This is a genomic window from Arthrobacter sp. NPDC080086 (genome assembly GCF_040702285.1).
Map to the genome: position 1 here is coordinate 1 of NZ_JBFBKP010000101.1, position 12,579 is coordinate 12,579.

Annotated in this window: 13 protein-coding genes; 4 read left to right on the plus strand and 9 right to left on the minus strand. The window is 70.1% G+C overall.

Going from position 1 to position 12,579, the window contains the following annotated elements; translation table 11 throughout:
- Positions 1–78 precede the first annotated feature (78 nt).
- Complete coding sequence (locus AB0305_RS20865; RefSeq protein WP_364135355.1) at positions 79–1,230, minus strand: cation:proton antiporter; 1,152 nt, start codon at positions 1,228–1,230, stop codon at positions 79–81.
- Between the two features lie 191 nt (positions 1,231–1,421).
- Here AB0305_RS20865 and AB0305_RS20870 point away from each other — a divergent pair, with 191 nt between their 5' ends.
- On the plus strand, positions 1,422–1,808 hold the full coding sequence (locus AB0305_RS20870) for a hypothetical protein (protein WP_364135358.1): 387 nt from the start codon (positions 1,422–1,424) through the stop codon (positions 1,806–1,808).
- A 57-nt stretch (positions 1,809–1,865) separates the two neighbouring features.
- Here the strand turns inward: AB0305_RS20870 and AB0305_RS20875 are convergent, their stop codons facing one another.
- The 5 genes from AB0305_RS20875 to AB0305_RS20895 all read right to left on the minus strand — a co-directional run bounded on the left by AB0305_RS20875 (position 1,866) and on the right by AB0305_RS20895 (position 6,629).
- On the minus strand, positions 1,866–2,864 hold the full coding sequence (locus AB0305_RS20875) for a HAMP domain-containing sensor histidine kinase (protein ID WP_364135361.1): 999 nt from the start codon (positions 2,862–2,864) through the stop codon (positions 1,866–1,868).
- 36 nt (positions 2,865–2,900) lie between these two features.
- Positions 2,901–3,563: a response regulator transcription factor gene (locus AB0305_RS20880; protein ID WP_364135364.1), complete on the minus strand. Its 663-nt coding sequence runs from the start codon at positions 3,561–3,563 to the stop codon at positions 2,901–2,903.
- A gap of 4 nt (positions 3,564–3,567) precedes the next feature.
- Positions 3,568–4,350 (minus strand): VTT domain-containing protein, encoded by a 783-nt coding sequence (locus AB0305_RS20885; RefSeq protein WP_364135367.1) that lies wholly within the window; start codon positions 4,348–4,350, stop codon positions 3,568–3,570.
- Between the two features lie 12 nt (positions 4,351–4,362).
- Positions 4,363–5,142: a phosphatase PAP2 family protein gene (locus AB0305_RS20890; protein WP_364135370.1), complete on the minus strand. Its 780-nt coding sequence runs from the start codon at positions 5,140–5,142 to the stop codon at positions 4,363–4,365.
- A gap of 86 nt (positions 5,143–5,228) precedes the next feature.
- Positions 5,229–6,629 carry a glutamate decarboxylase gene (locus tag AB0305_RS20895; RefSeq protein ID WP_364135378.1) on the minus strand — a complete coding sequence of 467 codons (1,401 nt, stop codon included), beginning with the start codon at positions 6,627–6,629 and terminating at the stop codon, positions 5,229–5,231.
- Positions 6,630–6,774: 145 nt separating this feature from the next.
- On the opposite strand from AB0305_RS20895, the gene AB0305_RS20900 reads away from it, so the two are divergent.
- A complete protein-coding gene (locus tag AB0305_RS20900; protein WP_364135381.1) occupies positions 6,775–7,449 on the plus strand; it encodes a DUF1345 domain-containing protein in 675 nt (224 codons plus the stop codon).
- A gap of 43 nt (positions 7,450–7,492) precedes the next feature.
- Here AB0305_RS20900 and AB0305_RS20905 read toward each other — a convergent pair whose 3' ends face one another.
- Both AB0305_RS20905 and AB0305_RS20910 read right to left on the minus strand, forming a co-directional pair.
- Entirely contained in the window at positions 7,493–8,707 is a 1,215-nt protein-coding gene (locus AB0305_RS20905) for an alkaline phosphatase family protein (protein WP_364135384.1), read from the minus strand.
- A complete protein-coding gene (locus AB0305_RS20910) occupies positions 8,704–9,972 on the minus strand; it encodes an alkaline phosphatase family protein (RefSeq protein WP_364135387.1) in 1,269 nt (422 codons plus the stop codon). Before AB0305_RS20910 ends, AB0305_RS20905 begins: the two co-directional genes overlap by 4 nt.
- Before the next feature lie 432 nt (positions 9,973–10,404).
- On the opposite strand from AB0305_RS20910, the gene AB0305_RS20915 reads away from it, so the two are divergent.
- Entirely contained in the window at positions 10,405–10,929 is a 525-nt protein-coding gene (locus AB0305_RS20915; RefSeq protein WP_364135391.1) for a hemerythrin domain-containing protein, read from the plus strand.
- 56 nt (positions 10,930–10,985) lie between these two features.
- Here the strand turns inward: AB0305_RS20915 and AB0305_RS20920 are convergent, their stop codons facing one another.
- Positions 10,986–11,666 (minus strand): endonuclease/exonuclease/phosphatase family protein, encoded by a 681-nt coding sequence (locus tag AB0305_RS20920; RefSeq protein ID WP_290257888.1) that lies wholly within the window; start codon positions 11,664–11,666, stop codon positions 10,986–10,988.
- Positions 11,667–11,791: 125 nt separating this feature from the next.
- On the opposite strand from AB0305_RS20920, the gene AB0305_RS20925 reads away from it, so the two are divergent.
- Positions 11,792–12,579: thioesterase family protein (locus AB0305_RS20925; protein WP_366173906.1), on the plus strand; the 788-nt coding region annotated here is incomplete at its 3' end.

Genomic DNA, 12,579 nt, shown 5'->3' on the forward strand with positions numbered 1-12,579 from the left:
CTCCGCGGGTGCTGGTCATCGCCGACACCCCGGACTCCGCCCAGGTCATTGCCCTCCGCGACTGACGGCGTCGGACGCCTACCGGGTATCGGCCCCGGGCGGCGGGCCAAACGTCCCCGCGGCCCGGGACCCGGCCACCGCACTTGCCCCGATCGTGACCAACGCGCCCAGCAGCAGGGCCGCGTCTTCGCCCGGAAGCAGGACATGCAGCTGGGTGCCGATGCTGGCCGCCGCCACCGGGATGCCCAGCTGCGCCGCGGACATGACCCCCAGCGGCAACGGCAGGCCCACCGCCCTGAGCCCGGCGTGCAGCGCGACGGTCCCCAGCCCCAACGCCAGTCCGAGAGCCACCATCTCCGGCCGGCCGGCCAGGTCGCGCAGGTTCAGGGTGGCACCCAGCCAGACGAAGAACACCGGCCCCAGGAACCCGTCGCTGACGGCGAACAGCTGGCGGGCCAGGCGCCGGGGCTCCCCGACGGCCGCGACCACCAGCCCGAAGGAGAAGCCCGCCAGCATCACCGACACCCGGCCCAGGTTCGCGATGCCGGCCAGGGCGAACAGCAGCGCCAGTTGTATCCGTAGTTCCAGGGCGAACTTCCGCTGCTCGGAGAGCCGGTGAACGCGCTGGCGGGTGCCCCTGCGCTCCAGGGCGCGCAGGCCGAAGAAGAGGACGACGGCGGCCGCGGCCACGGTGACGGCGCCCAGGGCGCCGCGCGCGGCGTTGGGCGGGTCGAGTGCCAGCGGCAGTGCGACGATGCAGGCGATGTCGGCGATGGCCACCTGCGCCATCATGGCAACGACGTGCGGCCCGCCCAGGCGCAGCGAGTCCACGATAGGCAGCACCAAGGCGGCGGAGGAGGACGCCAGCAGCACCACGTAGAGCGGGGCGTGTCCGGTGCCGAAGAGCAGCCCCAGGCCGGTCCCTGCTGCCGCCGCCGCGGCCGCGGCCAGCAGCGCCCGTCCCGCCCCGCGTCCCAGGGCCGTCCGGATCACCGGGTCCCGGACCGGGACGTGGGTTCCCGCGACGAACATCATCAGGGCGAATCCGATGTTGGCGAGCAGGCTGAACGTGGGGTCACCCGGGTCCACCAGGGCCAGCCCGGTGCGGCCGATCAGGACGCCTGCCAGCAGTTCCCCGAGCACCACCGGCAGATGCCAGCGGACCGGCAGGGCCAGTAACGGCCCGGCCAGTGCGACGACGGCGATCAGCGCCAGGGTCAGGAAGCTCACGCGGCCCGGTCCTCCCCGGATCCGGCCCCGCCGGGATATCTCAGCATGGACTGAGAGTAGTCCCGCCGGGCCGTTCCGGTCCCGCTTCCCGCTCCGCCTTCCAGGCTTGGAAATTGCCAGCAATCTCCCAGCCTGCGTGGATAAGGTCCCGGAGGCGGTCCGCTCCGCCGTGTTATCACCAAGGAGGATGCATGGGCCCCATCAAGAGTCTCTGGGCAATGGTCCAGGGCGACCCTGTCTTCATGCGGCGCGTGAACGGCTGGCTGGCGATCATCTGGATCCTGATGATCCCGATCTCGCTGATGATGGGCTGGCTGGACTCGGTGGTCTACGTCTCGGCCCTCTCGCTCTGGGCGCTGGTATCAGGACACTGGTCCGCGTGGCAGGCTGCCCGGGTGGAAGTGGCGCAGATGGAGGACGCCAAGCGCCGCGACAAGGAAGACCTGGTGGCCGAAGTGGTGGAGGCCCTCCTGGCCCGGACCAACGTGGAACCTGCCGGCGCCCCGGCCTGCGACTGTGCGGACAACCGGGCGGCGAACCGGCCGGAGAACCGCGTGGAGACCAGCGCCGCGCTGTAAGCGGTTGCATCCACGTTAGGCGGGCCGGTCAGGCCCCTTGAGCCCTGCTGTGGCTGCCTAGTCCGTCGCGGCCGGCAGCTCGATCCGCAGCACCGTGCCCTCCGGACTGGTGCCCGCCACCGAAACCGTGCCACCGGCGGCCATCGCGATCTCGCGCACCAGCGACAGCCCGATCCCGAAGCCGCGTCCGCCGTCGGACCCCGCGGGCCGGGCGGCGTGGACGAACCGGTCAAAGATGCGGTCCTGGTCCACCCCGGTGATGCCCGGGCCGGTGTCGGAGACGGTGATCACGGCGGACCCGTCCTCTTCCGCGGCCCTAATCAGGACCTGGCCGCCTGAGGGGGTGTGCGCCAGAGCGTTGTCCGCCAGGGCCAGCACCGCCCGCCGCAGGGCATTGGCCTCGATCCGCGCCCGGGGGCGGCCACTGGCCTCGAAGCCGAGCACGATGCCCTTGCCGTCGGCCACCTGCCGCAGGCTTTCCGTGACGGACTCGGCGACGCCGGCCAGCTCCACCGGGGGAGCGCCGGGGTCCGGGGCCGCCGCCGTCGCAGCCAGCAACAGCTCGTTCACGATCCCGGTCAGCGTGGCCGTGTCCGCGCGGATCCGGGCCAGGTTGCGCAGGGCCGTCGGATCTCCCTCCGCGTCACGCTGGGCCAGCTGGATGCGGGTATCCAGGATCGCCAGCGGGGTGCGCAGTTCGTGGCTGGCGTCCTGGACGAAGCGGCGCTGCAGCGCCAGGGCCTCGCCGAGGGGACGGATGGCGCTGCGGGCGCTGAGCCACCCCGCCAGTCCGGCCAGGGCGATGCCCGCCACGCCGGCGATGATCATGGCCTCGAGGATGTCGCGCGAGTCCACATAGGCGTACGTTGTTCCGGCGCCCGTGGCCGGCAGCGGGGTGGGCTGGGACAGCTTATGCACCAGATACGCGGTGGCCACCGCCAGGAGCGCCAGCACCAGCACGGCACTGACGGCACTGATCCGCACGGCCACCTTCAGGGCCGCCCGGCGCAGCGTGATCTCGTCCGGGCTCGGCCCGGCCGCCGTTGCCTTACTCATGGACACCCGCCCGCGGAAACCTGCTCATCAACCTGCTCATTCGGGGTCGCCGATCTGGTAGCCGAGCCCGTGGACGGTGCGGACCACGGACTTGGAGATCTTCCGGCGGAGGTGGTGGACATAGGTGTCGATCACACCCGGCTGGTCCGTCGGGGAAAAGTACCGGGACAGCAGCTCGTCCCGGGTGAACACGCGCCCCGGTTCGGTGGCGAGGGCGGCCAGCAGTTCGGCCTCCTTGGCGGTGAGGGTGACGGTCTGGCCGTAGAGGGAGCGGACCAGGCGCGCCCCGGGATCCAGCTCCCAGCCGCCGATGGGGACCGTGGCCGGCGGCGGGGCGAACGTGCGGGTGAGGGCCCGGAGCCGGGCGGCCAGTTCGCGGGCGTCGAAGGGTTTGGTGACGTAGTCATTGGCGCCGGCGTCCAGGCCCCGGACCTTCTCGTCCGGATCGCCGAGCGCCGTCAGGATCAGGATCGGCGTCGCGATGCCCTTGGCGCGCAGGGCACCGATCAGGCCGATGCCGTCCAGGCCCGGGAGGCCGCGGTCGATCACCATCACGTCCCAGGCCCCGGTCAACCCGCGGTGCAGGCCCTCCTGCCCGCTGGCGGCGAGGACCACCCGGTAATCGGGTTCCAGGAGTTCGGCGATCAGCGGGCCGAGGACGGGATCGTCCTCGACCAGCAGCAGGGCGGGCATCGGCATGGGGCTAGTCTTCCACCGCCGCGGTGCGCACCCCGTCCCCGGACACGCGATCCCGGAATCCGCCGTCGTCCCCGCCGTCCCGCGTCGCGTCGTCGTCCGCGGGAGTGCCGGAAGAGTCCGTGCCCGAGGAACCACGGGCGCCGCCGCGGCGCCGCCGGAGCAACTGGACCAGCCAGGGAAGCACCGAGACCAGGACCATCGCGATGGCGATGATGTCAATGTTGTTCGCGATGACCGCGTAGTGGCCCAGCCAGGTACCCAGCAGCGTCACCGAGGTGGCCCAGGCGAGGGCCCCGACGACGTTCCAGAGGGTGAAGGAGCGGTAGCCGTAGCGGCCGATCCCGGCGGTCAGCGGCGCGAAGGTGCGGACCATCGGGACGAAGCGGGCCAGGACGACGGCGGCGCCCCCGTGCCGGCGGAAGAAGTCCTCGGTGGCGGTAAGGCGGGCGGTCTTCAGGATCCGCGCGTCGTCCTTGAACCAGCGGCGGCCGAAGGTCCGGCCGAGGAAGTAGCCCACCTGGTCGCCGGCGATCGCGGCGGCCGTGATCACCCCGATCAGCACCGGCAGGCCCAACTGCAGCTCCCGGTGCAGCAGCCCGGCGGTGAACAGCAGCGAATCGCCCGGCAGGAACGGAAACAGGACCCCCGACTCGATGAACACCATGGCGGCAATGACGCCGAGGGCCGCCGGTCCCAACCCGGAGAGCATGGTCGCGGGATCCAGCAGGGAGGGGGCGCCGGCGACGAGGCCGGGGGCCAGGGTGGCGGCGTGGACGATGCTGTGCACGGGCGGGGTCCTTTAGCGTCGGGGAGAGCGGAGGGCGGCGGGGATCCGTTCCGCCAGGGCCGGTCCGAACCGGTTCCAGAGGCCGGTGACCACCAGGACGGCGGCGCTGGCGGCCAGGAACGAGGCGGTGACGTCGGTGGGGTAATGCACACCGACGTAGAGCCGGGACCAGGCCACGATCACGGCCACCACGGCGCCGAGAATGGCGACCGGCCGGGCCCAGCGGGTGCCGCGGACCAGGAAGAACAGGGCGAACGCCAGCGCCACGGCAAAGGACACGTGCCCGCTGGGGAAGCTGTTGGAGCCGGTCTCGGGGGAGAGCGGGTCCACCAGCAGGCCCTGGTCCGGGCGCTGCCGGGCGATCAGGAGCTTGAACGCCTCGCTGGCTACCCAGCCGGAGCAGGCCACCAGCCCGAAGGCCACCGCCTTGACCAGGTCGCCCCGGACCAGCCAGATCACCAGCGCGATGACGGCGACGACGGCGAGCCCCACCACCGGGCCGAAGACCAGGTTGATGGCCATGGCGACGGCGGTCAGCACGGCGATGTGGTGCTGGCTAAGGTTCTGGTCGATGCCCAGCTCGGCCGCGGTGTCGCCGGGCAGCAGCTTCACCGTGACACCGAGGGCGATCACGACGGCCGAGAGCAGTACCGCCAGCAGCAGCCAGTGGCGCTGCCGGGGCAGCGGCCAGAACCGGCCGGCAGCCGTGCCGGATGAACCGGTGCCGGCCGAACCTGTGCCGGAAGAACCGTGGCGCTCGGCTGATCGATCGAGTGGGGCGGGTCCTGTCATGGAATCCTCCGTGTCGGGGGCGCTGGCGCGCGGCGGCGCGCCTCTTCCAGTGTCCCCGGCACCGGTTAAGAATCGCTTAAGAATCCTCAGTGGTGGAAGGCCGGGCTCTGCCCCTGGGAGGGCATCGGCGCGTCGAGGGAGTCCAGATACTCGACCTCCTTCTTCAGGTCGGCCAGGAAACTCGCCGCGAGGTCCTTAGTGAAGCCGTTCCGCACCACCACGCGCTGCACCGTGATGTCGCCGAGGCCGTCCGGGAGCGGGTAGGCGGGAACAATCCAGCCGCTCATCCGCAGCCGCTCCGACAGGTGGTGGAGGTTCCAGTTGCGTGTGTGGCCGTCGGCCAGTTGCCATGCGAAGACCGGGATGTCCGAGCCGTCGCTCCACAGGGTGAACGCCTCCATGGCGCCGATCTCCGCGGAGAGGTAAGTGGCCACGTCGCGGCAGGCGGACTGGACGGAGGCGTAGCCCTCGAAGCCGAGTCGAATGAAGAGGTAGTACTGCAGCAGCACCTGGGCGCCCGGGCGGGAGAAGTTCAGGGCGAACGTGGGCATGTCCCCGCCGAGGTAGCTGACGTGGAACACCAGCTCCTCCGGCAGGGCGTCCTTGTCCCGCCAAATCACCCAGCCGAGGCCGGGGTAGACCAGGCCGTACTTGTGGCCGGAGGTGTTGATCGAGGCGACCCGGGGGAGCCGGAAGTCCCACACCGTGTCCGGCTGCAGGAACGGGGCGATCATGGCCCCGGAGGCACCGTCGACGTGGATGGGGACGTCGTGGCCGTGCTTGTCCTCGATGGCGTCCAGCGCGGCCGAGATTCCGGCGATGTCCTCGTAACGGCCGGTGTAGGTGACGCCCATGATGGCCACGACGCCGATGGTGTTCTCGTCGACGTACTGCTCCAGGTGGGTACCGTCCAGGACCGGGTGTTCGGCGGAGACGGGGACGTAGCGGGCCTCGACCTCCCAGTAGTTGCAGAACTTCTCCCAGCAGACCTGGACGGCGGAGCTGAGGACCAGATTGGGCTTGTCCGTGGGTTTGCCCGCGGCCCGGCGGGCGTTCTGCCAGCGGCGCTTCAGGGCCAGGCCGCCCAGCATGCAGGCCTCGGAGGAGCCGATGGTGGAGGTCCCGACGGCGGACTCCGGGTCCGGGGCGTTCCAGAGGTCGGCGAGCATCCGCCAGCAGCGGGTCTCGATCAGGGCGGTCTGCGGGTACTCGTCCTTGTCGATCATGTTCTTGTCGAACGTCTCGGCGTAGAGCTTCGCGGCCTCGGTCTCCATCCACGTGCCCACGAAGGTGGCCAGGTTCAGGCGGGCATTGCCGTCCAGCATCGCCTCGTCATGGACCACCTGGTAGGCCGTAGCGGGGAGGGACTCGCCGTCGGGTAGCCGGAACTTGGGAAACGTGGTGGCCTCGCCCGGCCTGCTGAAGAGCGGGTTGAGCTCCACATCGGTGTCCGGCTCGTGCTTGGGGGATCGGTGGGACCTGGGCATGGCACTCCTTCGGCAGGGGGAAGCCGCGGCGGGGCCGCGGCCTGCCCCGCCCACGCTACCCGCCGGGCCGGGGCGTTGGAAGGAAACGGCGCCGACACGCCCCGCCGTGCGCCGCAATGGGAGGCTCTGCTGGGAAGATCGGCGCATGAATGCAGAGGTAGCGAACGGCCATGGCGGCCACAATTTCAACAGCCGGGCCCACCACTCCCGGCTCCGGGTCCTCGTGATGGTCCTGGTCGGCGTGGCCACCGCTGTCGCCGTCGGCTCCCTGATGTCCTGGGCCTACGCGCCCGCGCTGGGCTGGGCGGCGGCGTCCCTGACCTACCTGATCTGGGTGTGGTCGGTGATCGGCGGCCTGCAGCCGCAGGCGACGGCGGCGCACGCCCGCCGCGAGGACCCCAGCCGCGGCCTGGCCGACGGCCTGGTGCTGGTGGCCACCGTGGCGAGCTTCGGCGGCGTCGCCCTGATCCTGCTGGATGCCTCCAACGCCCAGGGCGGCACCAAGGCGGCCATCATTGCCATGGCCGTGGGCAGCGTCGCGCTGTCCTGGTTCCTGGTGCACACCCTGTACACGCTCCGGTACGCCTCCATCTACTACCGGGACAAGACCGGCGTCGACTTCAACGAGGACAAGCTGCCCCGCTACCTGGACTTCGCTTACCTGGCCTTCACCGTAGGCATGACCTTCCAGGTCTCGGACACGGACCTCAAGACCGATGCCATCCGCACCACCGTCCTGCGGCAGGCGCTCCTGTCCTACCTGCTGGGCACGATCGTGCTCGCCACCACCATCAACCTGGTGGCCGGCCTCATCCACTGACCGGCCACCGCGGTTTCAGGTCCCGGCCTTCAGACGCCGTGCCTCAGACCCCGGCGTTGTAGACGTCGAGGCCGAACCGGTTCAGGCCCGGGGTCCCGGCGTAGCCGAGGTAGGGCAGGCCGAAGGTGTCCTCGATGCTGGCCAGCAGGCTGTAGTGGTTGTACGGGGTGGTGGACCAGGTGCCGCCCTTGCTGAACGGGGAGAGCACCAGGGCGCCCACCCGGCCGCCGCCCATCCCCGTGATGCCGGGAAGGGCCGCGTTCGGCCCGGGGCCCTCGCCGCAGCAGGCGCTGGCGTCGGACTGGGGGCCGTCGGACTCGTCGAAGGTGATGACCAGGACGCCGTCCTGCTTGAACGCCGGCGAGCCGGTGATGACCGGGACCCACTGCTTGAGCCAGGCGTCGGCGCTGGCCAGGCCGCCGGGCTTGCCGTCCACGCAGGGGGAGTCGTGGCCGTCGTGGCAGAGGTTGGGCGTGATCATCGACAGATTCGGCGTCGTGGCGGTGGAAGCGAGGTCGGTGCTCAGGTTGGAGAGGTCGACGTCGTTCGCGGCGCAGTCGGGTGAACCGGTGATCCCGGCAAAGTAGACGAACGGGTTGTGGCGGGCCGCGTACTGGTCGCCGACCCTAGCCTTCTGGGTGTCGTCGACGGCGCCGAGCGCGGGGTGCCGGCAGGGGGTGCCCATGTCCTCCATGTAGCCCTTCCAGGTCTTCCCGGCATCCTTGAGCTGCCCGGCGACGGTGGGGACGCTGGCGGGGAAGACACAGCCGTCGCCGACGGCCTGGCCCGGGCTGGCGGTACCGGTGCCCACGAACGGCGAGTAGGTCTGGCAGTCGGACTGCATCTGGGCGTTCGGCCCTTGGCCGGAGATCTGCGAGACGTAATTGGGCTGGGAGTTGTGGGCGGTGCCGAAGTACTGGTTCAGCAGCACGCCCTGGCTGCGGAGCGTCTGGGACAGGTACGGGGCGGCCGACGCCGGGCCCCAGGTCTCGTCGTAGCCCTTGTTCTCGAGGTTGATCACGAAGAGGTGCTTGGCCCCGGGCAGGTAGCCGCCGGTCTGGGTCGCGGCGGGGACGGCGGTTCCGGCCTGCTGGGGTGCGGCGGCGGGGGCGCCCGCGGAGGCGGACGCGGAGCCGTAGCCGATGCCCGCGGCGGCGAGGACGAGCGCGGAGGCGGCGGCGAACCGCTTCAGGATCCGGCGGCCGGGGCGCGGCGCGGCCTGCGTGCTGGTGCTGGCGTTGCTGGGGGTGTTGTTCACGGCAGTTTCCATCCGTCGGCGAGGGCTTTCTGTTTCAGTCCGGACCATTCCTCTTCCGGGGGTGGTCCCACCGGGGTGCAGGCGGGGCCGGCCACGAAGGGCGGGACGAGGTACTTGGGGGCGGCGAGGTTGGCGGGGGTGCCGAAGTCCAGGACCTCGGCGATGTTCCGGGCGGCCTGGTCGCGGGGTGTCAGGGGCGGCAGGTTCCAGCGCCACTCGATGGCCTTGAGGACCGAGGTGTGGTCGTAGACGTCGTGGGCGACGTAGCGGCGCCGGGCGCGCGGGGAGACCACCAGGGACGGGACCCGGAAGCCGCGGAGGGCCGTCGTGTCCGCGGTGTCGGGAGCCGCCGCGGGGGCGACGTGGTCGTAGAAGCCGCCCCATTCGTCGTAGTTGACCACCAGCAGGGTGTTGGCCCAGCCGGGGCCGGAGGTGACCGCGTTGTAGACCTCGGCCAGGAAGGTCTCGCCGGAGCGGATGTCCGCGTGTGGGTGGTCGTCCCCGGAGGTCCCGGACCCCTCGTCGGTGAAGCGCGGGTCCACGAAGGACACGGCCGGCAGGGTCCCGGCCGAGCAGTCCGTGAGGAAGTCCGCGTAGGGGTGGGAGATGGGCTGGTACTTGGTGCCCCAGAGCGCCGTGAAGGGGATGTCGCCGTAGTAGTACTTCCCGGCCACGCCCGCGGCGGCCAGCCGGTCCCAGATGGTGGGGAGCGTGGCGGTCACGGTGGAGTTGTGGATCCGATCCGTGGCGGCGGCGTGCTGGTAGAAGCGGTTGGGGTACGTCTCGGCCATGGTCGCGGCGAAGTAGCGGTCGCAGACGGTCCAGTCGGGTCCGGCCTGGCGCCAGAAGTCCAGGTCCGGGGCGTCGTAGTAGCCGACCGCGAATTCGTCGTTCTCGCCGGCCCGGAGCCAGCCGTCGTTCTTGCCGTTGTTGAACTGGATCCGGCCGCCCTCGTAGGAGTGGTCCGGGTCCGGGTGGCCGCAACCCTGGAAATCGGTCAGGTGGTAGGTCGAGTGCGGGATGCCGTAACGGTCCCTGAAGCTCAGCCCGGACTGTGTGCCGTCGGCGCCCGGCAGCCAGCCGAGGAAGTGGTCGAAGGAGCGGTTCTCCATCATCACCACGATGATGTGCTCGATGCCGGACGCTTCGGGCGCGGGCAGGTTCGGGGCGGCGGCGGTCGCGGCACGGACCGTGGCGGTGGTTGCAATGGCGGTAGCCGCCGTCGCTCCCGCCACTCCGAGAAAACTCCGTCTGGAAAAAGTCACGTGATCATTTCCTTCGTTATCGGGCCGGACATTCTGGCTGCTGTCGTCAGCCGGTCCTGCGCAGGGGTAATCGCTGGAAGCGACGGAAAAGTTACGGTCCCGGGGTCCCCGCCCCGGAGGCAGCCGGATTCCCGACGGTCCCGTCGTAGGCTCCGGCCTGCCACATCCCGCTGGCCCCGGACAGTGCCCGGACCGCAGGATGACGCCCAAAAGTAGATCACGGGAAGGTTACGGAACTGCCTGTTTTTCACGTCCGTCCGTGCTTTGTTCACGCGATGTTTGCCTGAAACGCCGGAACTTCCCCGGCCGGGCGGCACCGCCCGCGGGTCCTGCACTAGCATCGGAGCAACGGCACCCCGCCGCCGGCACACGCCGCCGATCCCTCCGCCGCAGCGCGGGCGGGACACGGCCGAAAACCCCGCAGGAGCACGCATGGACATCACCGACGTCATCCTCAACGACCACCACGACCAGCGCCGCATGTTCGCGATCCTGGAGGAGATGCGCGGTGCAGCCCCCGTGGACCTGGCCGCCGTCTGGGACCGCCTGCAGATCCTGCTGGAAGTCCACGCCAAGGCCGAGGAGGAACTGTTCTATCCGGAGTTGCTGGCGCTGGGCACGGGTGAGGGCGGCAAGGACTCACCGGAGGACGAGACCACCGACGCCATCCACGACCACAACGAGATCCGGGACGCGATCGCCGACGTCGGGCGGCACGACGCCGGCTCCGACGAGTGGTGGGCCGCCGTCGCGAAGGTGAATGAGGCCAACAGCGAGCACATGGGCGAGGAGGAACGCGAGGGCCTCACCGACTTCCGGCTGAACGCGGACCTGGACCTGCGGCACAAGCTGGCCGTGTCCTTCTACGCCTTCGAGGCAGCCCACGCCGGCGGCATCAAGGCCCGGGACGTCGACCCTGACGAGTACGTGGAGCAGAACGAGCCGGGCTCGAAGTAGCGGGATTAAAGGGGAACGGCCGGGCCTGACCAGCCCGGCCGTTCCGCTATCGACTTCTACTCGGGGTTTTGGCCGTATTCGGCCGAGATCAGGATGGGAAGGTGGTCGGACGCGCCGCGGGGCAGCGTCTCCACCTTCTCGATCACCAGCCCCTGCGAGGTGGCGAAGTCGAAGTGGCCCTTGAAGACCTTGTAGCGGGTGTAGGTGCGCCGGTCGCTGAGCGAGAGCTCGTAGCCGGCGTCCTTCATCTGCTCCGTCAGGTACTTCGTGAAGAACGGGTAGTTGAAGTCGCCCACCATGAGCGTCATCAGCCCGCCGCCCATGCTGAGCAACTCGCCGTGGGCGGCATGGATCTGGTTGCGCCGCAACGAGTTCGACGCCGTCAACGGGGCGGCGTGGAACGAGGCGATGACCAGGGCGTGGTTCGTCTGGTTGTCCACCATCCGCGTGCCGATCAGCCGCTCATGCGCCGGCGCCAGCACCCGGTCGTGCACGGACTTCTTCAGCGAGAAGGTCTTGGTATCGCCGGCGGTGAACCGGTCCGTGCTGTAGTAAATCGCCAGGCCCAGCCGGTTGCCACGCGTGGCGTCGGCCAGTTGCAGGTTTCCAATGCTTTCGGGAAGGTCTTCGGTGTCGCACTCCTGCAGGCACAAGGCGTCCACCTTGTAGTCGCGGGCCAGCGCCTCAAGTTCGCCGCTGGCCTTGTGTTTGCGGAGGTTGTAGCTGATAACTCGGATCAGGGGGAGCACCTCTTCGCAGCATAGTCGGGGTAAACCTGCACCCGAGTCTACCCAGTCCGGCGTCGCGGCGAGGCGATAGGGTGGTGGAATTCTCCGATTACGTTGCTGCGAAAGGGTCACCGTTGACTGCTGAAATGCCCGAGCTGGCCGAGGGTGACTTCTACTATGAGGTCCTCGGCGGAGGCCGCTACCGCTCGACCATCCACGCCCAGGGCGCCTGGAATGTCCACGAGCAGCACATGGCTCCGGCCTCCGGCATCATGGCCGACGCGCTCTCCCGGCACGACCCGCGGCCGGACATGCGGATGGCCCGGATCAGCTACGAAATCCTGGGACTGATCCCGGGCGGCGAATTTGAGGTCACCACCACCACGCTGCGCCCGGGCCGGACCATCGAACTGCTCCAGGCGGAACTGACCGCCGGAGGCCGCGTCGCCATCAGGGCCACGGCCTGGCGGATCATCACCTCCGACACCACCGCAATCGCAGCCTTCGAGGACCCGCGGATCCCGGCCCCGGAGGACTGCGATCCCTACGACGCCGCGCAGGTCTGGCCCGGCGGGTACATCGCGTCGCTGAGCATGCGCATCGCCGAGGGACACCGGGCCGGGTCCGGCACCGTCTGGCTGCACACCGACCACCCGCTGACCGACCGGAACGACAGCGGCGACCTGGCCCGGCTGATCGGCCTGGTGGACACCGCCAACGGCATCGCGGCCCGGGTCCCGCCGGGCAAGGGCAGCTACGTGTTCCCCAACCTGGACCTGCAGATCCACATGTACCGGCTGCCGGAGGGGCAGTGGCTGGGCTTGGACAACGAGGTCTCCTTCGGAACGGACGGCATTGGGCTGACCTCCACGGTGCTGCACGACCTGCAGGGTCCGTTCGGCCGGGCCGAGCAGATCCTGAC

Excerpts from the sequence above, each read along its gene's own strand:
- AB0305_RS20870 (WP_364135358.1), top strand. The coding sequence starts at position 1,422 with ATGGGCCCCATCAAGAGTCTCTGGGCAATGGTCCAGGGCGACCCTGTC.
- AB0305_RS20875 (WP_364135361.1), bottom strand. The coding sequence starts at position 2,864 with ATGAGTAAGGCAACGGCGGCCGGGCCGAGCCCGGACGAGATCACGCTG.
- AB0305_RS20880 (WP_364135364.1), bottom strand. The coding sequence starts at position 3,563 with ATGCCGATGCCCGCCCTGCTGCTGGTCGAGGACGATCCCGTCCTCGGC.
- AB0305_RS20890 (WP_364135370.1), bottom strand. The coding sequence starts at position 5,142 with ATGACAGGACCCGCCCCACTCGATCGATCAGCCGAGCGCCACGGTTCT.
- AB0305_RS20895 (WP_364135378.1), bottom strand. The coding sequence starts at position 6,629 with ATGCCCAGGTCCCACCGATCCCCCAAGCACGAGCCGGACACCGATGTG.
- AB0305_RS20900 (WP_364135381.1), top strand. The coding sequence starts at position 6,775 with ATGAATGCAGAGGTAGCGAACGGCCATGGCGGCCACAATTTCAACAGC.
- AB0305_RS20915 (WP_364135391.1), top strand. The coding sequence starts at position 10,405 with ATGGACATCACCGACGTCATCCTCAACGACCACCACGACCAGCGCCGC.